Genomic DNA, 26,598 nt, shown 5'->3' with positions numbered 1-26,598 from the left:
TTATCCAGCCGTAGCCGGGCGGGTTGCCGTATCACCCGCCCGGCACGGTAGCGTCGGTGATGCCATGGACCTCGCATACATTCCCAGCCCGTCGCACGGAGTCGTCCACCTCGGACCCGTTCCGCTGCGCGGCTACGCGTTCTGCATCATCATCGGTGTCTTCGTGGCCGTCTGGCTCGGAAACAAGCGGTGGATCGCCCGCGGCGGCACGGCAGGAACGGTCGCGGACATCGCCGTGTGGGCGGTGCCGTTCGGCCTGGTCGGTGGCCGGCTCTACCACGTCATCACCGACTACGAGCTGTACTTCACCCACGGCAAGGACTGGGTGAACGCCTTCAAGATCTGGGAGGGCGGGCTCGGCATCTGGGGCGCGATCGCCATGGGCGCGCTGGGCGCCTGGATCGGCTGCCGCCGGAGGGGCATCGCCCTGCCCGCCTACGCCGACGCCATCGCCCCCGGCATCGCCTTCGCGCAGGCCATCGGCCGCTGGGGCAACTGGTTCAACCAGGAGCTGTACGGCAACCCGACGAAGCTGCCGTGGGGCCTGAAGATCACCAGCTCCGGCGGTGACCGGGTGCCCGGCATCTACCAGCCCACGTTCCTGTACGAGTCGCTGTGGTGCGTCGGTGTCGCCCTGCTCGTCATCTGGGCCGACCGCCGCTTCCGCCTGGGCCACGGCCGGGCCTTCGCGCTCTACGTCGCCGCGTACTGCACCGGACGCTTCTGGATCGAGCACATGCGGTCCGACTACGCGCACCACATCCTGGGACTGCGTCTCAACGACTGGACAGCGATCCTCGTCTTCCTGGCGGCCGTCGCCTACATCGTGCTGAGCCTGCGCCTGCGCCCGGGCCGCGAGGAGATCGTGGAGCCGAAGGCGGCCGCGGCCGTCGCCGCGGACGGCGCAGACGGCATGGACGGCATGGACGGCATGGACACAGCCGGGACGACGGAGCCCGTCGAGGGTGCTGACTCCGCTGGGTCCCCCGAGGCCGTGGGTGCCGTGGCCTCCGGAAGCGTCGCCTCCGCTGAGACGTCCGCCACGTCGGATGCCCCGGCCAAGGACGCGGAACCCGCCGTGGCCGCGGCCGAGGCGGGCGACGGCGAGGCCGCGGAAGCGGCCGACCAGCAGTCCACGACCGCTGCCAAGCCCCGCTAGTCCGTTTGTTTCTTCCACGTAACCGCAGGTCAGGGCAGCCTTTCCTTGCTGGCGGCGGTTGCGTGTCCCGCGTACGGTGACTGAGGTTTCCGAAGTGACGCGGGCGCGGTGTGCCCGGGGGAGGGGCAGGCATGAGCACGGCAGTCGCGGGGAGTGGCACCACCACCACCGCTGAGGCCCCGGCCCCCGAGCACGTCTCGCACCACTCGCACCGCGACGTCAGCGGCGGCTGGCTGCGGCCCGCGGTGTTCGGCGCGATGGACGGCCTGGTGTCGAACCTGGCGCTGCTGACGGGCATGGCCGGCGGCGACGTCAGCTCCCGCACGATGGTCGTCACGGGCCTGGCGGGCCTGGCGGCGGGTGCGTTCTCCATGGCGGCGGGCGAGTACACGTCGGTGGCCTCCCAGCGCGAGCTGGTCGAGGCGGAGCTCGCGGTCGAGCGCATCGAGCTGGACCGGAACCCCGAGGACGAGCTGCGCGAACTGGCGTCGCTGTACGTGGCGCGCGGGGTGGACCCCGAGCTGGCGCACGAGGTGGCCCGGCAGATGTCCGCCGATCCCGAGCAGGCGCTGGAGATCCACGCGCGGGAGGAGCTGGGCGTCGACCCCACGGACCTGCCGTCGCCGCTGGTCGCCGCGGTGTCCTCGTTCGCGTCCTTCGCCCTGGGCGCGCTGCTGCCGGTGCTTCCCTACCTTCTGGGTGCGACCGCGCTGTGGCCGGCGGTGCTGCTCGCCATGGCCGGCCTGTTCGCCTGCGGCGCGGCGGTCGCGCGGGTCACCGCGCGCTCCTGGTGGTTCAGCGGTGTCCGCCAGCTCGTGCTGGGCGGTGCCGCGGCGGCGATCACCTTCGGCATCGGCGCCGTCATCGGCACTGCGGTCGGCTGACACCGCCTGCCGCCTGCCCGGGGGTCCAGTGCGTGCCCCGAAAGCCGGGGGTCGCCCGCCTTGAGAGCCGCCCCCGCCGGATGAGGGCGAAGTACTGCGCACCTCGTGCCGGGAGTGAGGGCTGAGGCCGGTCGGGTTGTTTCAGCGACGTGGCGACCGGGCATTACTGGGGAACGCGCACGCCGGCAGAGCCGCCAGGCAGCGCGACCTCCGCACCCTCGACCCGGACAGCCGCTCCAGGCTGGCCTGAAATCATCGCCCCACGCCCCCGGTGTGTCCACATGCTGGAATCACATATCCGCTTCTCGAACACTCGGCCATCATGTAACCTGCACGAAATCGCAGAGGGCCAACGTCGTCCCTGTTGCGCATGCCTATGACGGGCGATGCATATCAGCCAAGACGACGACGGGAGAGCCATGCGTTCGCGTTCCGCGTTCATGGACGGGCACCCCGCCCCGCAGGGGATGTACGACCCCCGCAATGAGCACGACGCCTGTGGCGTCGGCTTTGTCGCCACCCTCAGCGGCGAGGCGAGCCACGGGCTCGTGGAGCAGGCGCTCACCGTCCTGCGCAACCTGGAACACCGCGGCGCCACCGGCGCCGAGCCCGACTCGGGCGACGGCGCGGGCATCCTTGTCCAGATCCCGGACACCTTCCTGCGGGCCGTCACCGGCTTCGCGCTGCCCGACGCCGGGCAGTACGCGGTCGGCCTGGCCTTCCTGCCCGTCGAGCACGAGGACCGCACCAAGGCCGTCGACGCCATCGAGCGGATCGCCGCGGAAGAGGGCCTGACCGTCCTCGGCTGGCGCGAGGTCCCCCTCGGGCCCGACCTGCTGGGCGCCACGTCCCGCTCGACGATGCCGTACATCTCCCAGCTGTTCGTCGCCGACGGCGAGGGCACCCGCTCCGGCATCGCCCTGGACCGCCCCGCGTTCGTGCTGCGCAAGCGCGCCGAGCGCGAGGCCGACGTGTACTTCCCGTCGCTGTCCGCGCGCACGATCGTGTACAAGGGCATGCTGACCACCGGCCAGCTCGAACCGTTCTTCCCCGACCTGTCCGACGAGCGGTTCGCCACCGCCATCGCGCTGGTCCACTCGCGCTTCTCCACCAACACCTTCCCGAGCTGGCCGCTCGCCCACCCGTACCGGTTCGTCGCCCACAACGGCGAGATCAACACGGTCAAGGGCAACCGCAACTGGATGCGGGCCCGCGAGTCGCAGCTGGCCAGCGAGCTGTTCTCCGGCGACCTCGAGCGGATCTTCCCGGTCTGCACGCCCGGCGCCTCCGACACCGCGTCCTTCGACGAGGTGCTGGAGCTGCTGCACCTCGGCGGCCGCTCGCTGCCGCACAGCGTGCTGATGATGATCCCCGAGGCGTGGGAGAACCACGCGTCCATGGACCCGGCCCGCCGCGCGTTCTACCAGTACCACTCCACGCTGATGGAGCCCTGGGACGGCCCGGCCTGCGTGACCTTCACCGACGGCTCGGTCGTCGGCGCGGTGCTCGACCGCAACGGCCTGCGCCCCGGACGCTACTGGGTCACCGACGACGGCCTGGTCGTGCTCGCCTCCGAGTCCGGCGTGCTCGACATCGACCCGGGCAAGGTCGTCCGCAAGGGCCGCCTGCAGCCCGGCCGGATGTTCCTGGTCGACACCGTCAGCCACCGGATCGTCGAGGACGACGAGATCAAGGCCGAGATGGCCGCGCAGCACCCGTACAGCGAATGGCTCGACGGCGGCCTCATCGACCTGGCCGACCTGCCCGAGCGCGAGCACATCGTGCACACCCACGCGTCGGTCACCCGCCGCCAGCAGACCTTCGGGTACACCGAGGAGGAGCTGCGCGTCATCCTCGCGCCGATGGCCAGGACCGGTGCCGAGCCGATCGGCTCGATGGGCACCGACTCGCCGATCGCCGCGCTGTCCGACCGGCCGCGGCTGCTGTTCGACTACTTCACGCAGCTGTTCGCGCAGGTCACCAACCCGCCGCTGGACGCCATCCGCGAGGAGCTCGTCACCTCGCTGATCTCCACCATCGGGCCGTCCTGCAACCTGCTGGAGCCCAGCCCCGCGTCCTGCCGCAACATCACCCTGTCGTTCCCCGTGATCGACAACGACGAGCTGGCCAAGCTCATCCACGTCAACGCCGACGGCGACATGCCCGGCATGAAGGCCGCGACGCTGTCCGGCCTGTACCGGGTCACCGGGGGCGGCCGCGCACTGGCCGCCCGCCTCGCCGAGATCTGTGCCGAGGCCGACGCCGCGATAGAGGACGGCGCGCGCCTGATCGTGCTGTCCGACCGGCACTCCGACGCCGAGCACGCCCCGATCCCGTCGCTGCTGCTCACCTCCGCGGTGCACCACCACCTGATCCGCACCAAGCAGCGCACCCAGGTCGGTGTGCTCGTGGAGGCGGGGGACGTGCGCGAGGTGCACCACGTCGCGCTGCTCATCGGCTACGGCGCCGCCGCGGTCAACCCCTACCTGGCCATGGAGTCCGTCGAGGACCTCGTGCGGGCCGGCACGTTCCTGGAGGGCGTCGAGCCGGAAGCGGCCATCGCCAACCTGATCAAGGCGCTCGGCAAGGGCGTCCTGAAGGTCATGTCCAAGATGGGCATCTCGACCGTGGCGTCCTACCGCGGCGCGCAGGTCTTCGAGGCCGTCGGCCTGGACACCGACTTCGTCGACACCTACTTCCACCTCACCGACAGCAAGATCGGCGGGGTCGGCATCGACGTCGTCGCGGCCGAGGTCGCCGCCCGCCACGCCAAGGCCTACCCGGCCTCCGGCATCCCCGCCGCGCACCGCCGGCTGGAGATCGGCGGCGAGTACCAGTGGCGCCGCGAGGGCGAGCCGCACCTCTTCGACCCCGACACCGTGTTCCGGCTGCAGCACGCCACCCGCACCCGGCGCTACGACATCTTCAAGCAGTACACGGACCGGGTGAACGAGCAGTCGGCGCGGCTGATGACGCTGCGCGGCCTGTTCGGCCTCGCCTCCGACCGGCCGTCGGTGCCGATCGACGAGGTCGAGCCGGTCAGCGAGATCGTCCGGCGGTTCTCCACCGGCGCGATGTCGTACGGCTCGATCTCCCGCGAGGCGCACGAGACGCTGGCCATCGCGATGAACCAGCTCGGCGGCAAGTCCAACACCGGCGAGGGCGGCGAGGACCCGGACCGGCTGTACGACCCGGCGCGGCGCTCGGCGATCAAGCAGGTCGCCTCCGGCCGCTTCGGCGTGACCTCGGAGTACCTGGTCAACGCCGACGACATCCAGATCAAGATGGCGCAGGGCGCCAAGCCCGGCGAGGGCGGCCAGCTCCCCGGCCACAAGGTGTACCCGTGGGTCGCCGGTACCCGGCACTCCACGCCCGGCGTCGGCCTGATCTCCCCGCCGCCGCACCACGACATCTACTCCATCGAGGACCTCGCCCAGCTCATCCACGACCTGAAGAACGCGAACCCGCGGGCCCGCGTCCACGTCAAGCTGGTCTCCGAGGTCGGCGTCGGCACCGTCGCCGCCGGCGTCTCCAAGGCGCACGCCGACGTGGTGCTGATCTCCGGCCACGACGGCGGCACCGGCGCCTCGCCGCTCACCTCGCTCAAGCACGCCGGCGGCCCCTGGGAACTGGGCCTGGCCGAGACGCAGCAGACGCTGCTGCTCAACGGGCTGCGCGACCGCATCGTCGTGCAGACCGACGGCCAGCTCAAGACCGGCCGCGACGTGGTGATCGCCGCGCTGCTCGGCGCCGAGGAGTTCGGCTTCGCCACCGCCCCGCTGGTGGTGTCCGGCTGCGTCATGATGCGCGTGTGCCACCTCGACACCTGTCCGGTCGGCGTCGCCACCCAGAACCCCGTCCTGCGCGAACGCTTCACCGGCAAGCCGGAGTTCGTGGTGAACTTCTTCGAGTTCATCGCCGAGGAGGTCCGCGAGCTCCTCGCCGAGCTGGGCTTCCGCTCCCTGGAGGAGGCCGTCGGCCACGCCGAGCTGATCGACGCGACCCGCGCCGTCGACCACTGGAAGGCGCAGGGCCTGGACCTGGCCCCGCTGCTGTACGTGCCGGAGCTGCCCGAGGGCGCGGCCATGCACCGCACCACCGAGCAGGACCACGGCCTGGACCGCGCCCTGGACAACGAGCTGATCCGGCTCGCCGCCGAGGCGCTGGAGTCCGGCGCCCCGGTCCGCGCGCAGGTGCCGGTACGCAACGTCAACCGCACCGTCGGCACCATGCTCGGCCACGAGGTGACCAAGAAGTACGGTGGCGCCGGCCTGCCCGACGACACCATCGACATCACGCTCACCGGCTCCGCCGGCCAGTCGTTCGGCGCGTTCCTGCCCCGCGGCATCACGCTGCGGCTGGAGGGCGACGCCAACGACTACGTCGGCAAGGGCCTGTCCGGCGGCCGCGTCGTGGTCCGGCCGGACCACGGCGCCGACCACCTCGCCGAGTACTCCACCATCGCCGGCAACACCATCGCCTACGGCGCCACCGGCGGCGAACTGTTCCTGCGCGGCCGCACCGGCGAACGCTTCTGCGTCCGCAACTCCGGTGCCACCGTGGTCGCCGAGGGCGTCGGCGACCACGGCTGCGAGTACATGACCGGCGGCCGGGCCGTCGTCCTGGGCAGCACCGGGCGGAACTTCGCGGCCGGCATGTCCGGTGGCATCGCGTACGTCCTCGACCTCGTCGCGGACAACGTCAACACCGGCCTGGTCGGGGTCGAGCCGCTCGACGCCGACGACATCACGTGGCTGCACGACGTCGTGCGCCGCCACTTCGAGGAGACCGCCTCCACCGTCGCCGAGCGGCTGCTCGCCGACTGGGGCGGGGCCCTCACCCGCTTCGGCAAGGTCATGCCGAGGGACTACAAGGCAGTGCTCGCCGCCAAGAACGCCGCCGAGCAGGCCGGGCTCTCCGAGTCCGAGACCACCGCGAAGATGATGGAGGCGGCACATGGCTGACCCCAAGGGCTTCCTCACCACCGGCCGCGAGGGCGCGCCGTCCCGTCCGGTCGAGGAGCGCAGGCAGGACTGGAACGAGGTCTACGTCCCCGGCGGCCTGCTGCCGATCATCAGCAAGCAGGCCGGCCGCTGCATGGACTGCGGCATCCCGTTCTGCCACAACGGCTGCCCGCTGGGGAACCTGATCCCCGAGTGGAACGACTACGCCTACCGCGAGGACTGGAAGGCCGCGTCCGAGCGGTTGCACGCCACCAACAACTTCCCGGAGTTCACCGGGCGGCTGTGCCCGGCGCCCTGCGAGTCGGCGTGCGTGCTCGGCATCAACCAGCCGGCCGTCACCATCAAGAACGTCGAAGTCACCATCATCGACAAGGCGTGGGACAGCGGCGACGTCACCCCGCAGCCGCCGGAGCGGCTGTCCGGCAAGACCGTCGCGGTGATCGGCTCCGGCCCCGCCGGGCTGGCCGCCGCCCAGCAGCTCACCCGGGCCGGCCACACCGTGGCCGTGTACGAGCGGGCCGACCGCATCGGCGGGCTGCTGCGCTACGGCATCCCCGAGTTCAAGATGGAGAAGCGGCACATCAACCGCCGCATCGAGCAGATGCGCGCGGAGGGCACCAAGTTCCGCACCGGCGTGCAGATCGGCACCGACCTGGACGCCGGCAAGCTCGCGAAGCGCTACGACGCGGTGGTCGTCGCGGCCGGCGCCACGCAGTGGCGGGACCTGCCCGTCGAGGGCCGCGAACTGGCCGGCATCCACCAGGCGATGGAGTACCTGCCGCTGTCCAACAAGGTGCAGGAGGGCGACTTCGTGCAGCCCCCGATCACCGCGGAGGGCAAGCACGTCGTGGTCATCGGCGGCGGCGACACCGGCGCGGACTGCGTCGGCACCGCACACCGCCAGGGCGCGCTGTCCGTCACCCAGCTGGAGATCATGCCGCGGCCGTCCGACGACCGGCCCGTGCACCAGCCGTGGCCGACGATGCCGATGGTCTACAAGGTCACCTCGGCGCACGAGGAGGGCGGCGAGCGGGTCTACGCCGTCAACACCGTGCGGTTCACCGGTGACGAGAACGGCAACGTCCGCGAACTGCACCTGGTGGAGGTGGTCTTCGAGGACGGCACGTTCGTCCCGCAGGAGGGCACCGAGCGGATCATCCCCGCGGACCTGGTGACGCTCGCGATGGGCTTCACCGGCACTGACCAGGCCAACGGCATGATCGAGCAGCTCGGTCTGGCCCTGGACGCGCGCGGCAACATCGCGCGCGACGCGGACTACGCGACGAACGTGGACGGCGTGTTCGTGGCCGGCGACGCCGGACGCGGGCAGTCGCTCATCGTGTGGGCGATCGCCGAAGGGCGCTCGGCCGCGCGGGCGGTCGACGCGTACCTCACCGGGGTGCAGTCCGCGCTGCCCGCGCCGATCCGGCCCACCGACCGGCCCCTGACCGTCTGAGGCGTCCCGCCTCCCCTGTCGTCCCGCACAACGGCGTGCGGAACGCGATGCGGCGCCCGCCACCCCGACCCCGGCGGGCGCCCATCTTTTCCCCGTGCCCGGAGCTCGCCCTGCCCGGAAGGGCGCGTTGCCGGCGAGCGGTGCGTGGCTACGTGTCGCAGTCCAGAACGGAGTGGCAGAGCGTGCACCTCGCGCGGACGCGGCCCCTGCTGGGAAGCCGTATGCGCTGCCGGCACGTGGGGCAGGGGAAGGACACCCGCACGGCGGACGGCGTGCCGTCGAACGCGTAGTCCGGGCCGGAGGCCAACCCCCGGCGGTCCCTGGCGTAGCGCCGCCGCGCCGCCCACCCGGCCGCGGCCAGCGGCGGCCGGTGCAGGTCCTGGCGGGCCCGGGTCAGCCCCTCCCGGTACGCGTCCCGCGCCTGCGCGCTGCGGAACCACGGCTCGATGTCGTCGCCGAACGCCAGCGCCCGCTTGGCGAGGACGTACCCGAACTCCTCCGGCGTGAGATAGCCCAGCTTGTACGCGGACATCATCAGCCGCTCGCCGCGGATCGCCGCCTCCTCGCGGTAGGCGTCCAGCAGGAGCCATCCGGCGCCCAGATACGCCGTCGCCGTGTCGGTGAGGATCTCGTTGTCGCGGGTGCCGGGGAACTCCAGGCCCAGCCGGTGCAGGTAGACGTGCATGACCTCGTGCGCGAGGGCCGCGCCCACGTCCCGCCGGTCGGTGCGGAACCGCGCGTGGAGCTCGATGAAGTACTCGGGCCCCGCGGCGAGTTCGACGTTCCCCGCGTGCACCATGTCGCGAAAGCCCACCACCATCCGGGCGTCCGGCAGCCGGAAGTGCTGGACCATGACGCGGGCGATGCGCTGCGCGCCCAGATACAGGTCGTCGCCGTCGGGGAAGTCCACCAGTTCGGGATGCACGCTCGCGGCGAACCGGGCCACTCCGTCCGCCGACAGCCGCCGGTAGAGCGCGGTGAGCGCGGACTGGATCGTCACCAGGTGCGGGAAACCGTGCACGATCGGCTCGCTCGCGGCGGCGGACGCCCCGGGCTCCACTGGCTCGGCCATGAACACCTCCCCTGGTGATCGAGCCTACGCGTCGCACCAGGCGGTTGTCGCCGTACCGGGAACGCCCGCACTCTCGCTGTGCCCGGCGACCACGGCACCGGCGGCCGCCAGCCGCTCGGCCGCGCGCGGCGCGGTGCCGCCCACCGGCTGGTAGACGCTCACCAGCAGCCGGCCGCCCGGCTCGACCAGCCGGTCCAGCGCGTGCCGCACCACGTCGGGGAAGCGGACCGGCGGCACGCAGTCCGCCAGGACGTGCACGAACGTGAAGCGGCGGCCGTCCCCCGGCGTCCAGTCCAGCGCGTTGCCGACCGCGATCCGGTCCGCCCACCGCGGCAGCCGCCGCCGCGCCTCCGCGACCAGGCCCGGGGACAGGTCCACCCCGTACGGTTCGACGGCCCGGCCGTCCTCCGCGGCCCACGCCGCCACCGACTCCATCAGCAGGCCGTTGGCGCAGCCCACGTCCAGGAACGTGCCGTCGCGGTGCAGTCCGTCCACGACCATGCGCCGCTGCACCCGCCACTGCTCCGGGCCCGCGCCGAACCCGGAACCGCTCTCCGGCGGGTTGCCCTCCCGCAGGTACGACAGCTCGATCTGCCGCACCACGGCCGCGAAGTACGACGCCTCGCTCTGCGAGGCCCGCGACGCGCCCGCGTCCCGCACCGCCGACCGCTCGACCGGGTCCGTCAGAGCGGGCGCCAGCTCCTCCGGAGTGCCGGTGCGCCACGGCACGTCGGCGTGCCGGCGCCGGCCCTGGTAACGGTCGCCCTCGACACGGACGTACACGTGCCGGCCGACCGCCCGGTACGCGAACGGCCGCACCAGCTGGATGCGGAAACCGGCCGTCTCCAGCGGGACGCGCAGCGCGGTGTCGCGCAGCCACACCTCGCCCGGCCGCACCTCGCCCGCCGGCAGCCGCACCGATCCGTCGGGGTGCTCCACGGCCACGCAGTGCCCGTTCGGCAGGAACGGCACGAACGTCATCCGCCGCACCTCCGGCGGCTCCTCCTCGTCCAGCGCGTACGCCGGCGGCTCCGGGCCGGCGGGCGCGCTCGCCTGCCACGCGGCGAGCAGCGGCACGTCGCCGGCGCCCTCCGCGGGCAGCACGACGACGCCGAACGGCCGGTCGAAGGCGACGCGCAGCGCCGGCCGTCGCGCGACCGCCGTGCGCCGGACCGCGACCGCGGTCACCGCCGCGGCCTCCACCCCCAGCTCGCCGACCCGCAGCAGGCACTCCTGCGCCACCCGCGACACGTGCAGCGGCTCGGGCGACAGCCCGGAGAAGTCGGCGCCCGGCCCGGCCGCGTGCCGGAGCCCGAGCGCGCCGAAGTGCGCGGTGACGTCGACGGTGCCGCGCAGGGTCAGGCGCGGCAGCGCCACGGTCACCCGCCCGGCCCCGACGGGCGTGCGGACGTCCGACCACGCCTCGGGCAGCACCGCGGCCGCGCCCGTGCCGGGCGGCCCCAGCACGAAGCGCACCCTGGCACCCGCAGCGCCGCCGGGCCCCGCCTCGCACCGCAGTTCGACGACGGTCGCGCCGCCCGCGGTGGTCCATGCCGCGTCGACGGGGACGTCGCCGTGCATCGTCGGCACCTGCCGCACCCGTCCCGCCGCGTCCGTGAAGTCCCGCGGCCGGGTGTCCCTCTCGGGGAACGGGGTCACCCAACGGGCCCGCAGCGCGAGGGCGTTGACGAGGACCAGACGTGCGTCGGCGGGCACGTCCAGCGGCAGCCGCCCGATGAGGCCGCCGGTGGCCCGCCGCACCCACGCGTCCAGTGCCGCCCGGTCCGTCAGCGGTCCGAAGCCGACATCGGGCAGCGCCGCCCGGTAGCCCGGCCGCACCTCGGCCCGGCTCCACACACCGGTGGCGGCGGCCAGCGCGTCGGTCGCCGCCAGGGCGCGCGCCGCGTCAGTGACCGCCGGGGCCGCCTCGGGGCCCGCGACGCCCAGCAGGGCCCGCAGCTCCCGCGCGGTGTCGCCCGCGGCGCCGGCGGCGAGCGCGGCCAGCGCCAGCCACAGCCCCGCCGGGGAGCACGCCAGGTCGCCGGCCTCCGCCGGCCCGTCCGGCGAGCCCGCGCCGGCCACCGCGGGCAGCCAGCGTGCGGCCAACTCCCGCACCGCCACCGCGTACCGGGCGGGAGACACCGCCGCGCTCCCGGCGGTCCGCGCGGCCGCGCCCCGGACATCCCCGCCGTCCCCGCCGTCCCCGCCGGCCGCCCCGTCCGTTCGCTCCGTCATCGCGAGCCCCCTGTGCCGTCGCCGGTTCCTGCCTGTCCTCGCCCTTACCGTGCCGTACCGCGCCCGGTACGGCAGCCGTTCGCAGCACCGGGCCCTGCCGGGCGGATGTCCCGCGGGCCGCGCGTGCCCCCGCCCGTCCGCGCGGGTGGGGCCACCGTACAAGTGACGCCCGGGACGGCGACGATCACCAGGCCGCGCTTCCCGATCCGCCCGGCGCCGCCCCGCACGGCCGCGGCGAGCCCCTGACCGGCGGCGCCGGGGACTCACTTCGCGCCGTGCGGGCAGGGGAATCGCACGACTGACCGGGAAATCCGTATCCACCGACACGCACGTGAGGCAGCATGAGCCGCATGCCAGCACTGACCCGCGCGGAAGCCGAGACCCGCGCCCGCGACCTGTCCGTCCAGCGTTACGCGATCGACCTCGACCTCACCAGGGGCGAGGAGGTGTTCGGCTCGACCACGGTGATCCGGTTCACGGCACTGCGGGACTGCGACACCTTCGCCGAGGTGAGACCCGCCGCGCTGCACCGCGTCGCACTCGACGGCCGCGCGCTGGACCCGGCGCTGCTGGACGGCAACCGGCTGCCGCTGACCGGCCTGACGGCCGGCGAGCACGAACTGCGGGTCGAGGCCGACATGCGCTACTCGCGCACCGGCGAGGGCATGCACCGCTTCACCGACCCCGCCGACGGCGAGGTGTACGTCTACACGCAGCTGTTCCTCGACGACGTGCAGCGGGTCGCCGCCGCCTTCGACCAGCCCGACCTGAAGGCCGTGTTCGACGTCGAGGTCACCGCGCCCGAGGAGTGGACGGTCCTCGGCAACGCGCTGGGCACCCGGACCGCGCCGGGCCGCTGGAAGCTCGCCACCACCCCGCCGCTGGCCACCTACCTCCTGTGCGTGGTCGCCGGGCCCTACCACTCGGTGCGCACCGAGCACGCCGGCATCCCCTTCGGCCTGCACTGCCGCCGCTCGCTCGCCCCCTACCTGGACCGCGACGCGGACGACCTGTTCGACATCACCCGCACGTGCTTCGACCGGTACCACGAACTCTTCGACGAGCCCTACCCGTTCGACTCCTACGACCAGGCGTTCGTGCCGGAGTTCAACGCCGGCGCCATGGAGAACCCGGGGCTGGTCACCTTCCGCGACGAGTACGTCAGCCGGTCGGCCGTGACGCCCACCGAGGCGCAGTTCCGCGCGGTGGTCATCGCCCACGAGATGGCCCACATGTGGTTCGGCGACCTCGTCACCCTGCGCTGGTGGGACGACATCTGGCTCAACGAGTCGTTCGCCGAGTACATGGGCTACCAGGTCGTCAGCGAGGCCACCCGGTTCACCGGCACCTGGAACGACTTCGCGGTCGTCCGCAAGGCATGGGGGAGCGACGCCGACCAGCGGCCCTCCACCCACCCCGTCGCGCCCGCCCCCGAGGCCGTGCCCGACACCGCCTCCGCCCTCACCAACTTCGACGGCATCTCGTACGCCAAGGGCGCGTCCGCGCTGCGCCAACTCGTCGCGTGGCTCGGCCGCAAGGAGTTCCTGGCCGGCATCAACGAGCACTTCGCGCGGCACCGCTTCGGCAACGCCGCCCTCGCCGACTTCATCGACTCGCTGTCCACGGCCACCGACCGCGACGTGCCCGCGTGGGCGGACGCGTGGCTGCGCACCAGCGGCCTCGACACGCTCACCCCCGCCGCGTCGCCGGCGCCCAACGGCTGGCGCCTGGAGGTCAACCACTCCGGCGGCCGCCCGCACCGCATCGGCGTCGGCCTGTACGACCGGGCCGTCGCCGACGCCGGGCGGCTGGTCGAACGGGACCGCAGCACCCTCGACATCACCGCCACCGCGGTCGTGGAGAAGCGCGAACTGTCCGGGCCGCGACCCGACTTGATCCTGCTCAACGACGGCGACCTGACGTTCGCGAAGATCCGTTTCGACGAACGCTCCTGGGAGACGCTCTCCGCGACCCTGAGCAGCCTGCCGGACGCGCTGAGCCGCGCCGTCGCGTGGAACGCGGCGCGCGACCTGGTGCGCGACGGGCGGATCGCGCCGCGCGAGCACCTCGCGCTGACCTGCCGGCACCTGCCGGCGGAGAGCGACCCGTACCTCGTCGAGGGCGTCCTCACGTTCGCCCGGACCGTCCTCGCCGACCGCTACCTCGCGCCGTCGCTGCGCACCGAGGCGCTCGGGTCGCTCGGCGAGGCGAGCCGCGCGGTGCTCGCCACCGGGCGCGCGGAGACCGCGCTGTCCGCGACGCGCGCGCTCATCGACTGCGCGGTCACCGGCCAGGACGCGGCGGAGCTGCGCGGCTGGTACGAGGACGGGGCGATCCCCGGGGCACCCGCACTCGACCCGGAACTGCGCTGGCGGATGCTGCTCAGGCTGTGCGTGCTCGGCGCGGCCGGAGCCGCGGAGATCGAGGCGGAACTCGCCCGCGACGGAAGCGCGAAGGGGCTGGAAGGCGCGGCGCGCTGCCGGGCGGCGCTGCCGGACGAGGCGGCGAAGGAGGCGGCGTGGCAGGCGATGTTCCACGACGACTCGCTGTCCAACTACCTGTTCGCCGCGACCGCGCAGGGGTTCTGGCATCCCGAACAGGCGGAGCTGCTGGCGCCGTTCGCGGGGCGGTTCTTCCCCGACGCGGCGGCGCTGGCCGCGCGGCGCGGGCCGGCCATCGCCGAGGCGATCGGGCGGTACGCGTTCCCGTTCACGGCCGTCGACGCGGGGACGCTGGCGCTGGGCCGGGAGGCGGTCACCGCTGGCGCGGTGACGCCGGCTCTTCGCCGCGCTCTGGCGGACCGCCTCGACGACGGGGCGCGTGCGCTGCGCCTCCGGCAGGCCCCCTGACTACGGGGTGCCCCCGGGGCTTGTCGGCCGCCCACCGGCCGGTGGTGTTCTCGGCCTACGGGGTGCCCGGCGCTGCGCGCTGCCGTCCGCGGGTCTCGTTGTGGTTGCTCGCGCAGTTCCTCGCGCCCCTGGCGGTGCACGTTCGTGGGTGGGGTCAGGGGCCACTCCGGGTGTGTCTCCTCGAACTGTGCGTGCACCGTTCTTCCGTGTCCTTGCCCGGGTGGATGCACAGTTCTGCGGGGACACACCCGGATCGTCCCCTTCCGGCCGGTCCCCGTCTGCTGGAGGGCGTTGGCTGTGTCTCATGTCCCCCGCGGCACGGTGGGTGAGCGGGAGGGGGTGGGGAGGAAGTGCTCCCCGCAGAGAAATGTGCGCGGCCCCCGGGTGCGGATACGTACGAACCCGTATGCACATTTCCGAGGAGACGCTTCCGGAGCGCCCCCGACCCCACGAACAAAGGGCACGAAAATCAGGGGCGCGAGGAACTGCGCGAACAACCACGACGAGACCGGCACACGGCAGCGCGCAGCGCAGGGCACCCCGGAAGCCGAACCACCCACCGGCAGGTGGACACGAGCAAGCCCCGGGGGCACCCCGCCGGCCGGTGGACGGCAACGGCGCCCGGGCAGGGCGAGCCACCCCCAACCCTCCGGGAGGGAACCCGTCGTGCCCTTGGGGGGGTGGTGATCGTTGGGGTGGGGGAGGGAACGTTGGAGGGAGGGAGCCGCGGATGCCCATGCCCGGCCTGGCCGGCGGCCGCCACGGCGCGGACGAACTGCGACCGCTCGTCGAGACGGTGTACGCCGCACTCACGGAGGGCGCCCGGGACCGCGCGGGCGCGGCACCCAGGGGCGGCCCGGAATCCGTCGCGGAACGCGTCGCGAAGGCCGTGGGCGACGTGCTGCCCCGCGGCGGCACCGGCGACCGCGAAGCCCTGTACGCGCTGGTGCACGTCCTCGCGGAGGGCGCGGCCGACCCGGCGGAACCGCACTGCGCGGCCCACCTGCACTGCCCGCCCCTGGCCGTCGCGGCCGCCGCGGACCTCGCCGCGTCCGCGCTGAACCCGTCGATGGACTCCTGGGACCAGGCGCCCGCGGCCAGCGAACTGGAGGCGCGGGCCACCGCGGCGCTGGCCGCCGTGGTGTACCCGGACCTGCCCGCGCCCGACGCCCTCGTCACCACCGGCGGCACCGAGTCCAACCAGCTCGCCCTGCTGCTCGCCAGGGAGCGGGCGGCCGGCGGCCCCCGCGTGCAGACCATCTGCGGTGCGAACGCGCACCACAGCGTGCAGCGCGCCGCGTGGCTGCTGGGCCTGCCCAACCCCGTGGTGCTGGCCACCCCGGCCGGCGTGCTGGACCCCGTCGTCCTCGACCGGACGCTGGACGAACTGCCGGTGCGGCGGGCGCTGGTGGTGGCCACCGCCGGCACCACCGAGACCGGCGCGATCGACCCGCTGGCGGACATCGCCAAGGTCACCGCCCGGCACGAAGTGGAGCTGCACGTCGACGCCGCGTACGGCGGCCCGCTGCTGTTCAGCCGTCGCCAGGCCGCGAAGCTCGACGGGCTGCAGTCCGCGGTGTCCGTCACCCTCGACCTGCACAAGATGGGCTGGCAGCCGGTCGCCGCCGGCCTCCTCGCGGTGCCCGACGGCGGCGCGCTGCGCCCGCTGGACCACCGCGCGGACTACCTCAACGCGCAGGACGACACCGAGGCCGGCATGCCCGACCTGCTGGGCCGGTCCCTGCGCACCACCCGCCGCCCGGACATCCTGAAGATCGCCGTCACCCTCCGCTCACTCGGCCGTGACGGGATGGCCGCGCTGGTGGACACGGTGTGCGAGCTGGCCCAGACGCTCGCCGCGAAGGCCGACGCGCATCCGGGCCTGACCCTCTACGGGCCGCCAGCCATCAGCACCGTGCTGTTCCGTCCCGCGGACGCCTCCGACGAGGACGTCGCCGAGCTGCGCCGCCGCCTGCTGTACGAGGGCCGCGCGGTCCTCGGCCGGGCCCGCGCGGACGGCCGGCTGTGGCTGAAGGCCACCCTGCTCAACCCCCGTCTGCGGCCCGAGGACCTGGACGGCCTGCTCGCCCTGGCCGCCGGCCCCCCGCACCCCACCGGCTCCACGGAAGGCACCACCGCGCCATGACCGCCGTCCCCGAACCCGCACGGGTACCCGCCCAGCTCCCGGCCCGGCCCCCGGACGGGCTGCCCGCCCGTACGCATGTGCCCGACGCCGAACCCGCCGACGCCGAGCCGTTCGACCTGCTGGGCATCGGCATCGGCCCGTTCAACCTGTCGCTCGCGGCGCTCGCCGACCCGCTGCCCGGCCTCACCGCCGCCTTCTACGACCAGCGGCCCGGCTTCCACTGGCACCCGGGCCTGCTCATCGACGGCGCCACGCTGCAAGTGCCGTTCCTCGCCGACCTGGTGACCCTCGCCGACCCGGCCAGCCGCTGGACGTTCCTGAACTATCTCAAGTCCCGCGAGCGGCTGTTCCCGTTCTACTTCGCCGAGCGCTTCCACGTGCACCGCGCCGAGTACGACGCGTACTGCCGGTGGGTCGCCGAGTCGCTGCCCAGCACCCGCTTCGGCCAGCAGGCCGACAGCGTGCGCTGGAACCCGGGCCGCGCCGCCTTCGAGGTCGACCACACGCATCTCGACGCGCACGGTGAGGCCGAGGCCCTGGGCCGCACCTACGCCCGCCACCTGGTGCTGGGCATCGGCACCGAGCCGTACGTGCCCGAGCCGCTGCGGCCGCTGGCCGAGGCGCCGGCCGTCCCCGTGGTGCACTCCGGGCGGTACACCGACGAGCGGGAGCGGCTGCTGGCCGCCGAGCACATCACGGTCATCGGCTCCGGCCAGTCCGGCGCCGAGGTGTTCCTCGACCTGCTGCGGGCCCGTCCGGCCGGCCGCGAGCGCATCACGTGGCTGGCCCGCACACCGGCGTTCGCGCCCATGGAGTACAGCAAGCTGGGCCTGGAGCACTTCACCCCGGACTACACCCGCTACTTCCACGCGCTGCCGGAGGCCGTCCGCGACGGGCTGGTGCCGCGGCAGTGGCAGCTCCACAAGGGCATCGACACCGAGACGATCACCGCGATCCACGACGAGCTGTACCGCCGCACCCTGGACGGCGGCTGGCCCGACGCGGTACTGACCCCCGGCGTCGCGGTGCGCACCGCGGGCCGCCTGGGCACCCGCGAGGTCGAACTCCACCTGGAACACGTCGAACAGGGCACCCGCAGCCGGCTGGTGACCGGCGCCGTGGTGCTGGCCACCGGCTACCGCGAGCGGCCGCTCGACCGGCTGCTGGCGCCCCTCGCGCCGTACCTGCGCCGCGACACGGCGGGCCGTCCGTCCGTCGACGCGCTGCACCGCCTGGAACTGGACCCGGCGGTGACCGGCCGGATCTACGTGCAGAACGCGGAGCGCCACACCCACGGCGTGGGCGCGCCGGACCTGGGGCTGGCGGCCTGGCGGTCCGCGGTGATCCTCAACGACCTGACGGGGCTGCTGACCGGCGAGGAGCACTACCCCCTGCCGGCCAGGACCGCGTTCACCACCTTCGGCCTCGGCGGCCACCCGGCGGCGCCCGGCACCGGGCCGGGCGCCGCCGAGCAGGGCCTCACGCGAACAGGGGCACCCCGGCGCGGGTGAGGCGCCACTGGTCGCCGCCGAACGTGGCCGGGTCGATGGTGCCGTGGGCCTGCACCCACGCGATGATCGTGTTGCGGATCTCGTCGGAGTTCGACCACACCGACTGCGCGGCCGCCACGTGCGGGTAGTTGCTGCCGCCGCTGGAGCGGTAGTTGTTGACCGCCAGCACGAACTGCGCGGCCGGGTCGATCGGCGCGCCCTGGAACGTGAGGTTCACGATCCGGGAGCCGGCCGGCTGCGCGATGTCGATGTCGTACGACACCCCGCTGAGCACGTCGTAGCTGTAGTCCGGCGTGTTGTTCGCGTTGGTGAGCTTCGTGACGTCCACGGGGGCGTCCGGCGCGGTCTGCACGAAGTAGGCCGCGGACCACTCCAGGTAGTCCTTGACCTGGGCGCCGGTGAGGATCTTGGCGTCCAGCGTGTTCTCGTAGACGTACAGGCCCGCCACGTCGCGCAGCGACACGTCGCCGGCCGGGATCGCCGCGGTCCGGGAGAACGGCGACGCCTCCGAGAGCACCGGCAGCGACGCGTAGGAGGTGCCGGCCAGCGCCTTCTTGACCGTGTCGGACTGCACGAGGTTCAGGAAGTCGATGATCGGCGTGTCCAGGTAGGTGGACTGCGCGGCGGACATCGCCTCCTTGCAGGTGCCGATGATCTGGTTGACGTACGCCACGACCTTGTCGTGCTCGTCCTTCACCAGCTGCGCCACGACCGGGTCCTCGGCGACGGTGTTGGCGTTGCGCACCTCGGCGGTGACCGAGGCGACGTGCCAGCGGCCGCGGTCGAACTCCAGGTCGATGTCGAACACGCTCAGCCGCTCGCCCCAGCACAGCGGCTCGGACAGCACCACGGACCGGCCGGTCTCCTCGTTGACGACGGTCCGCGAGGCCACCTCGCGGTGCGTGTGGCCGACCAGGATCGCGTCGATGCCGGGCACCTGCGCGGCCACCAGCGAGGAGGCGTTCTCCGGGTAGGGGACGGCGTCGCCGTAGGAGGTGGCGCCGTCCAGGCCGGAGTGGTCGGTGAGGATCACCACGTCGCAGCCCAGTGCCCGCAGCTTGGGCACGTAGAGCTTCGCCTGCTCGACCAGGCCGGGGAAGGCCATCCTGCCCTGCACGTTGGCCTTGTCCCAGATGGCGATGCCCGGGTTGGTCAGGCCGAGGATGCCGACCTTCACCGGCTTGGCGCCGTGCACCTCGATCTCCTTGACCAGGTACGGCGGGAACGCGGGCCTGAGGGTCGTGGCATCGACGGCGTTGGCGGCCAGCAGCGGGAAGTCGCACTGCTCCTGGAAGGCGCGCAGCAGCGGGATGCCGTAGTTGAACTCGTGGTTGCCGAGGGCCGCCGCGTCGTAGCGCATGTGGTTCATCGCCAGCGCCATCGGGTGCCGCGGGCCGTCGTGCGCGCCGGTGATGGGCTCCACCCGGGCGTAGTAGTACGACAGCTGGGTGCCCTGGATGATGTCGCCGGCGTCGATCAGCAGCGTGCGGTCGTGGCCCTTCTCGGCCCGGGCCTGCGCGACGAGCGTGGCGACCTTGGCCAGGCCGACGTCGTTGTGGGCGGCGTCGTCGTACTCGGCGTTGGTGAAGTAGTCCCAGTTCACGGCGTGGCCGTGCAGGTCGGTGGTGCCGAGCACGCGCAGGCCGAAGGTCTTCGGCGGGCAGCCGTGGCCGGCCGGCTCCGCGGCCTGGGCGGCCGGTGCCACCACCGCGCCGGCCGCGCCGGCGAGCGCCACGCCGGCACCCGTGGCGGCCGAGCGGTTGATGAAGTCCCTGCGGTTGAGCGGCATCTGTTCTCCCTGAGGTCCTGTGGCGCGTCGAGCAACGAACAACGCGCGTAGATTCTGGACCACGGCGCCGGCGGGCAACAGTCTCCGCGCGTAACCGGCAGGTGTCGCAGGGGTGTCGGACCGGGGCGGGGCAGGTGATGCCGGAGCGGCGCCGGAGTGGCGGCGGAGGGCCGCCGGAGGCGCGGCGGAGGTGCGCCGGACGGGTGTACGTCACGCTCCTGGCCACGGAGTGTTACCGCAGCGCTCATCCGAGCGGACCCCTGCACAGTTCGATTGTTGTCAACAAGCTTTAATCCAGACGTCGTTGGACTGTTGCCGGCGTCGCGTTCCCTACCAACGAGTAAGTCATACGCTCGATACATGCGCCGAGCCAAAATTGTCTGCACCCTGGGTCCGTCCACCGACTCTTACGACCAGATCAAGGCACTGGTCGAGGCCGGCATGGACGTGGCACGCCTGAACCTGAGCCACGGTTCGTACGCCGAACACGAGGACCGCTACCGAAGGGTCCGCAAGGCCTCCGACGAGGCCGGCCGCAGCGTGGGCATCCTGGTGGACCTTCAGGGGCCGAAGATCAGGCTCGGCCGTTTCGCCGAGGGCCCGGTACTCCTTGAACGCGGCGACGAGTTCACCATCACCGTGGATGACATCGAAGGTGACCGCAGCATCTGCGGCACCACCTACAAGGGCCTGGCCGCCGACGTCGCCCGCGGCGAGCGGATCCTCGTCGACGACGGCCGCGTGACGCTGGAGGTCACCGACGTCGAGGGGCCGCGCGTGCACACCATGTGCATCGAGGGCGGCATGGTCTCCGACCACAAGGGCCTCAACCTGCCGGGCGTCGCCGTCTCCGTGCCCGCCCTGTCCGAGAAGGACATCCGCGACCTGCGCTGGGGCCTGCGGGTCGGCGCCGACGTCATCGCGCTGTCCTTCGTCCGCTCCGGACGCGACGTCCAGGACGTGCTGCGCGTCATGGAGGAGGAGGGCCGCCGCGTCCCGGTCATCGCCAAGATCGAGAAGCCGCAGGCCGTCGACAACCTCGAGGAGATCGTCGACGCGTTCGACGGGATCATGGTCGCCCGCGGCGACCTGGGCGTCGAGATGCCCCTCGAAGACGTCCCCATGGTCCAGAAGCGCGCGGTCAAGCTCGCCAAGCGCAACGCCAAGCCGGTCATCGTCGCCACCCAGATGCTCGACTCGATGATCGACGCCTCGCGCCCCACCCGCGCCGAGGCCAGCGACGTCGCCAACGCGGTCATGGACGGCACCGACGCGGTGATGCTCTCCGGCGAGACCAGCGTCGGCAAGTACCCGATCGAGACCGTCAAGGTCATGTCCCGCATCGTGACCGCCGCCGAGGAGGACGTCCTCGCCGCCGGACTCCCGCCGCTGACCGACTCCAACAAGCCGCGCACGCAGGGCGGTGCGGTCGCCCGCGCCGCCGCCGAGATGGGCGACTTCCTCGGCGCACGCTTCCTCGTGGCGTTCACCCAGTCCGGCGACACCGTCCGCCGGCTGTCGCGCTACCGCTCGCCGATCCCGGTGCTCGCCTTCACCCCCGAGCCGGCCACCCGCTCCCAGCTCAGCCTGACCTGGGGCGTGGAGACCTTCCTCGGCCCGATGGTGCAGACCACCGACGAGATGGTCCAGCAGGTCGACGAGGAACTGCTGCGGATCGGCCGCTGCAAGAAGGGCGACGTCGTGGTGATCACGGCCGGATCCCCGCCCGGAATGCCCGGCACGACCAACATGGTCCGCGTCCACCGCATCGGCGAGGACGACTCCCCGAAGGCGTAATGCGTATCGGGAATTTTGGTCCTGACGCATACCGGTCCCCGTTCGGCAGCCGCCGGGCGGGGACCGCCTTTTCGTAAACCCGCGCCCCGGGCAATTAACGCTGTGTAACGCGCACGCAATACAGCCCCAAAGGGGCCCGCCGGACGCGCCCGCCAGGCCGCCGCCCGGGCCTATTCCCGGGCCCGCCGGTCTTGCCGGTCCCTTGCCGCAGGCGGCCCGCACGGCCCCCGCGCGCCATTCCGGAAGTGCGCGTTCTCATCATGCGGACGCCGACGCAAAGCGCCCAAACCCCGTCCTGAACCTCAGCGGAACCTCAAGAGTTTCCGATCGGCATAACAAGACAGTCACACTCTTCCCCACCCCTCTGCCTGATGTGACGTGACGCGCCTAGAGTCACGGCCAGTCACCGCGCCACCGGATTTGTCAGTTCGGCACCAGCGCGCGACTCGGCCTCTCATCAGAGACGGCCGCGCCAGGGGAAAGGACTGATCGTGCGACACCGTTCCTTGCTGATTCTGACCTCCGTCCTCGCCACCGGAGCCCTCACCCTCACCGCGTGCGGCTCCCGCAGCGACGACAGCAAGAAGGGCGGATCCGACAGCAGTGGTGGCTCCAAGACCACCGTCGTCATCGGCGTCGACGCCCCGCTGACCGGCGCCAACTCCGCCACCGGCCTGGGCATCCAGTACGGCGTGCAGATCGCGGTGGACGACGCCAACGCCAAGAACCTCGTCCCCGGCGTGACCTTCAAGATCAAGCCGCTCGACGACAAGGCGCAGCCCGCCACCGGCCAGACGAACGCCACTGCCTTGGTGCAGGAGAAGGACGTCATCGCCACCGTCGGCCCGCTCAACTCCGGCGTCGCGCAGTCGATGCAGCAGGTCTTCGAGTCGGCCAAGATGGTGGAGATCTCGCCGTCGAACACCAACCCGGCCCTGACCCAGGGCAAGGACTGGGCGACCGGCACCAAGACCCGCCCCTTCACCACCTACTTCCGCACCGCCACCACCGACGCCAACCAGGGCAACTTCGCCGCCGACTACGCGGTCAACACCCTGAAGAAGAAGTCCGCGTTCGTCGTCGACGACAAGCAGACCTACGGCGCCGGCCTCGCGGGCATCTTCCAGGGCAAGTTCAAGGAGCTCGGCGGCCAGGTCGCCGGCACCGACCACGTCAACACCGGCGACACCGACTTCTCGGCCCTCGTCACCAAGATCAAGAACTCGCACGCCGACATGGTTTACTACGGCGGCCAGTACGACGAGTCCGAGCTGGTCACCAAGCAGCTCAAGGCAGCCGGCGTGCACATCCCGCTGATGGGCGGCGACGGCATGTACTCCGACACCTACATCAAGACCGCCGGCCAGGCCGCCGAGGGTGACCTCGCCACCTCCGTCGGCGTGCCCGTCGAGACCCTGCCCGCCGCCAAGACCTTCATCGACACCTACAAGTCGAAGGGCTACCCCGGCGACTACGGCACCTACGGCGGCTACTCCTACGACGCCGCCACCGCCATCATCAAGGCCGTCAAGACCGTGATGGACGCCAACGGCGGCAAGCTGCCCAGCGACGCCCGCGCCAAGCTCGTCGACGCCGTCCAGAAGACCGACTTCGACGGCATCGCCGGCCACGTCGCCTTCGACCAGTACGGCGACACCACCAACAAGCAGCTGACCGTGTACCAGGTCAAGGGCGGCAAGTGGACCGCCGTCAAGACCGGCGTCTACAACGGCTGATCGACACCGCACCACCTCGGGCCGCGCGGCCGGTCACACCACCGTCCGCGCGGCCCGCCGTATCACCCGCCCACCCCGCCCACCCCGCACCACCGCCAGACGAAGACCACCGACACCACCCCCGTCACCCGCTCACCTGCTCCCCAGCGACATGGAGGCCATGCGGTGCACACCCTGCCGCAACAGCTGGCCAACGGGCTGTTCCTCGGCTCGATGTACGGGCTCATCGCCATCGGCTACACGATGGTGTACGGCATCGTCCAGCTCATCAACTTCGCCCACGGTGAGATCTACATGACCGGCGCCTTCGGCGCGCTGGCGATCTACACCAATCTCCCGAGCAGCCTGTCCATATGGGCCGCGCTCCCGCTGATGCTGATCGGCGGCGCACTCGTCTCCGTGGTCATCGCCGTAGGCGCCGAACGGCTCGCCTACCGGCCCCTGCGCAACGCGCCACGGCTGGCACCCCTCATCACCGCGATCGGCCTCTCCCTCGCGCTGCAGCAGGCAGTCTTCAACTGGTACCCCGACGCCAAGAGCGGCAAGCGATTCCCGCAACTCCCCGGCGGCCCCTTCCACATCGGCTCCGTCGACGTCCAGAGCGGAGACCTCTTCCTCCTCGGCGCCGCCGTCATCTGCATGCTCGCCCTCGGCATCTTCGTCCGCTCCAGCCGCACCGGCCGCGCCATGCAGGCCACCGCGCAGGACCCCGACACGGCCAAGCTCATGGGCGTCGACACCAACCGCATCATCATCATCGCGTTCGCCATCGGCGGCTTCTTCGCCGCCGTCGCCGGCCTCGCCTCCGGCCTGAAGTACGGCCAGATCCAGTACAACATGGGCTTCCAGGCCGGCCTCAAGGCCTTCACCGCCGCCGTCCTCGGCGGCATCGGCAACATCTACGGCGCCATGCTCGGCGGCCTCGTCCTCGGCATCGCCGAAGCCTGCGCCACCGCCTACATCGCCAACGTTCCCGGCATGGAACAGTTCGGCGGCGGAGCCTGGGCCCAGGTCTGGGCCTTCGTCCTCCTCATCGTCGTCCTGCTGGTCCGGCCCCAGGGCCTGCTCGGCGAACGCGTCGCGGACAGGGCGTGATCACACCATGACCGACCTCCCCATCGCAGCAGCCGAAGAAGCCGCCGCGGCCACCGCCGGCCACAGCACCCGGCGCACCGCCCCCTTCATCCCCCTGCCGGTCACCGCCGCCCGCGCCACCACCCTCGCCGGCGCCGTCATCACCACCGCCTCCACGTTCATGTCGTGGACCTACACCACCGACTTCCCCGGCGACCTCACCGTCAGCGGCTACCCCGGCGGCCTCCAGGTCATGACCCTCATCGGCGCCCTCCTCACCGGCGTCGTCGCCCTCGGCACCTTCGGCCTCAAGGGCCTGCGCTGGCTCAACCCCGCGCGCACCAACAACGGTGTCCTGCTGCTCGCCCTCGCGACCCTCGGCACCACCTGGTACACCGTCATCGACATCGCCGCGAAACTCGGCGGCTTCGCCAACCTCGACCCCGGCGGCATCGTCGCCTTCATCGGCGCACTCGTCCTGTTCGCCGGCGCCCTCGCGCTGCCCCTCGACCGGCACCCCGAAGAAGCCGCCGACACCGAGTACTACGAACTCGGCTGGTTCGAACAGGTCACGCCCGTCGTCCGCGGCTACGCCTGGCTGCGCGAAGCCCGCCTGCACCACAGCGAACTGCGCGTCCCCGACACCCGCAAGCTCAACCCCTGGCTGCAACGCCTCGTCATCGTCGTCGTCTACGCACTCGGCCTGAAGATCCTCACCTTCGGCCTCGCCACCGACTACAGCGACATCTTCATCGGCTACCTCATCGTCGTCGCCATCGGCGTCTGGGGCCTGAGCGCCAGCGGACTCATCAAGCAGTTCCAGCAACTCACCCAGCACAACAAGCGGTTCGCCGGAACGATCGGCGTCATCACCGCCATCGCCTACCCGTTCGCGCAGAACAACGAACTGTGGGCCAACCTCGGCGTCTACGTGCTCATCGTCGCCACCGTCGCCCTCGGCCTCAACATCGTCGTCGGCCTCACCGGCCTCCTCGACCTCGGCTACGTCGCCTTCCTCGGCGTCGGCGCCTACACCGCGGCCCTCGTCTCCGGCTCCCCGTTCTCCATCTGGTCCGGCACCCAGTTCCCGTTCTGGGCCGCCGCCCTCGCCGGCATGATCGCCGCCTGCGTCTTCGGCGTCCTCATCGGCGCCCCCACCCTGCGCCTGCGCGGCGACTACCTCGCCATCGTCACCCTCGGCTTCGGAGAGATCTTCCGCATCGTCGTCCGCAACCTCGACGGCGTCAGCGGACCCAAGGTCACCAACGGCCCCAACGGCATCGCGCAGATCCCCGACCTGTCCATCTTCGGGTACAACCTCGGCGACACCCACTCCGTCGGATCCTTCACCCTCGGCCGGTTCGCCAACTACTACCTGCTGATGCTCGTCATCACCGTCATCGTCGTCCTCGTCTTCACCCGCGCCGCCGACTCCCGCATCGGCCGCTCCTGGATCGCCATCCGCGAGGACGAGACCGCCGCCACCGCCATGGGCATCAACGGCTTCCGCGTCAAGCTCGTCGCGTTCGCCCTCGGCGCCTCCCTCGCCGGCCTCGCCGGCACCGTCTTCGCCCACGTCACCAACAGCGTCGTGCCCGACCCCTACCAGTTCTCCGGACCGGTACCCCCCAACTCCGCCTTCCTGCTCGCCGCCGTCGTCCTCGGCGGCATGGGCACCGTCAGCGGACCCATCCTCGGCGCGGCACTGCTCTACGTCATCCCGCAGAAGCTGGGCTTCCTGTCCAAGTACGAACTCTTCGCCTTCGGCATCGCCCTCATCCTCATCATGCGGTTCCGGCCCGAAGGCATCATCCCCAACCGGCGCCGCCAGCTGGAGTTCCACGAGGACGACGCCCCGGCGCCCGGCAACCGTCCGATGGGCGACGACACCGTCCCCGCCACCACGGCAGGGGCGTGAGGCACACC

Annotated in this window: 14 protein-coding genes; 11 read left to right on the top strand and 3 right to left on the bottom strand. The window is 72.2% G+C overall.

The annotated features are described in order from the left end of the window. The first annotated feature begins 64 nt into the window (after nt 1–64). From lgt to BMW99_RS10215, 4 genes are all read left to right on the top strand, one after another. Complete coding sequence (gene lgt, locus BMW99_RS10230) at nt 65–1,159, top strand: prolipoprotein diacylglyceryl transferase (RefSeq protein ID WP_069463588.1); 1,095 nt, start codon at nt 65–67, stop codon at nt 1,157–1,159. Between the two features lie 131 nt (nt 1,160–1,290). Continuing rightward, the gene (locus BMW99_RS10225) at nt 1,291–2,043 is read left to right on the top strand and encodes a VIT1/CCC1 transporter family protein (RefSeq protein WP_069463587.1); all 753 of its coding nucleotides are present in this window, start codon (nt 1,291–1,293) and stop codon (nt 2,041–2,043) included. A gap of 419 nt (nt 2,044–2,462) precedes the next feature. Continuing rightward, on the top strand, nt 2,463–7,007 hold the full coding sequence (gene gltB / locus BMW99_RS10220) for a glutamate synthase large subunit (protein ID WP_069463586.1): 4,545 nt from the start codon (nt 2,463–2,465) through the stop codon (nt 7,005–7,007). Further along, nucleotides 7,000–8,463, top strand: a complete 1,464-nt coding sequence (locus tag BMW99_RS10215) for a glutamate synthase subunit beta (protein ID WP_069463585.1) — start codon at nt 7,000–7,002, stop codon at nt 8,461–8,463. The genes gltB and BMW99_RS10215 overlap by 8 nt, the downstream gene beginning before the upstream one ends. Nucleotides 8,464–8,611: 148 nt before the next feature. Here the strand turns inward: BMW99_RS10215 and BMW99_RS10210 are convergent, their stop codons facing one another. After that, nucleotides 8,612–9,535 carry a hypothetical protein gene (locus BMW99_RS10210; RefSeq protein ID WP_069463593.1) on the bottom strand — a complete coding sequence of 308 codons (924 nt, stop codon included), beginning with the start codon at nt 9,533–9,535 and terminating at the stop codon, nt 8,612–8,614. Between the two features lie 24 nt (nt 9,536–9,559). Continuing rightward, a complete protein-coding gene (locus BMW99_RS43050) occupies nt 9,560–11,770 on the bottom strand; it encodes a serpin family protein (protein WP_075016660.1) in 2,211 nt (736 codons plus the stop codon). Nucleotides 11,771–12,120: 350 nt separating this feature from the next. On the opposite strand from BMW99_RS43050, the gene pepN reads away from it, so the two are divergent. The 3 genes from pepN to BMW99_RS10190 all read left to right on the top strand — a co-directional run bounded on the left by pepN (nt 12,121) and on the right by BMW99_RS10190 (nt 18,276). Next, nucleotides 12,121–14,619, top strand: a complete 2,499-nt coding sequence (gene pepN / locus BMW99_RS10200) for an aminopeptidase N (RefSeq protein ID WP_075016702.1) — start codon at nt 12,121–12,123, stop codon at nt 14,617–14,619. Nucleotides 14,620–15,349: 730 nt separating this feature from the next. Further along, a complete protein-coding gene (locus BMW99_RS10195; RefSeq protein ID WP_075016659.1) occupies nt 15,350–16,765 on the top strand; it encodes a pyridoxal phosphate-dependent decarboxylase family protein in 1,416 nt (471 codons plus the stop codon). Beyond that, nucleotides 16,762–18,276: a lysine N(6)-hydroxylase/L-ornithine N(5)-oxygenase family protein gene (locus BMW99_RS10190; protein WP_079176004.1), complete on the top strand. Its 1,515-nt coding sequence runs from the start codon at nt 16,762–16,764 to the stop codon at nt 18,274–18,276. The genes BMW99_RS10195 and BMW99_RS10190 overlap by 4 nt, the downstream gene beginning before the upstream one ends. On the opposite strand, the gene BMW99_RS10185 is transcribed toward BMW99_RS10190, so the two are convergent. Next, complete coding sequence (locus tag BMW99_RS10185) at nt 18,245–20,065, bottom strand: bifunctional metallophosphatase/5'-nucleotidase (protein ID WP_069467128.1); 1,821 nt, start codon at nt 20,063–20,065, stop codon at nt 18,245–18,247. The two genes, BMW99_RS10190 and BMW99_RS10185, sit on opposite strands and share 32 nt — an antisense overlap. Before the next feature lie 360 nt (nt 20,066–20,425). Between BMW99_RS10185 and pyk the strand changes: the two genes are divergently transcribed. From pyk to BMW99_RS10165, 4 genes are all read left to right on the top strand, one after another. Next, nucleotides 20,426–21,862, top strand: a complete 1,437-nt coding sequence (gene pyk, locus BMW99_RS10180; protein ID WP_069467129.1) for a pyruvate kinase — start codon at nt 20,426–20,428, stop codon at nt 21,860–21,862. Between the two features lie 491 nt (nt 21,863–22,353). Continuing rightward, on the top strand, nt 22,354–23,598 hold the full coding sequence (locus BMW99_RS10175; RefSeq protein WP_245791337.1) for a branched-chain amino acid ABC transporter substrate-binding protein: 1,245 nt from the start codon (nt 22,354–22,356) through the stop codon (nt 23,596–23,598). 165 nt (nt 23,599–23,763) lie between these two features. Next, a complete protein-coding gene (locus tag BMW99_RS10170) occupies nt 23,764–24,693 on the top strand; it encodes a branched-chain amino acid ABC transporter permease (RefSeq protein WP_069462446.1) in 930 nt (309 codons plus the stop codon). A 7-nt stretch (nt 24,694–24,700) separates the two neighbouring features. Next, the gene (locus BMW99_RS10165; protein WP_079138240.1) at nt 24,701–26,590 is read left to right on the top strand and encodes a branched-chain amino acid ABC transporter permease; all 1,890 of its coding nucleotides are present in this window, start codon (nt 24,701–24,703) and stop codon (nt 26,588–26,590) included. Nucleotides 26,591–26,598 lie beyond the last annotated feature (8 nt).

Origin of the sequence: Actinacidiphila rubida, from assembly GCF_900110255.1 — a bacterium.
Classification (GTDB): domain Bacteria; phylum Actinomycetota; class Actinomycetes; order Streptomycetales; family Streptomycetaceae; genus Actinacidiphila; species Actinacidiphila rubida.
This window is presented reverse-complemented; position numbering and strand designations above follow the sequence as displayed.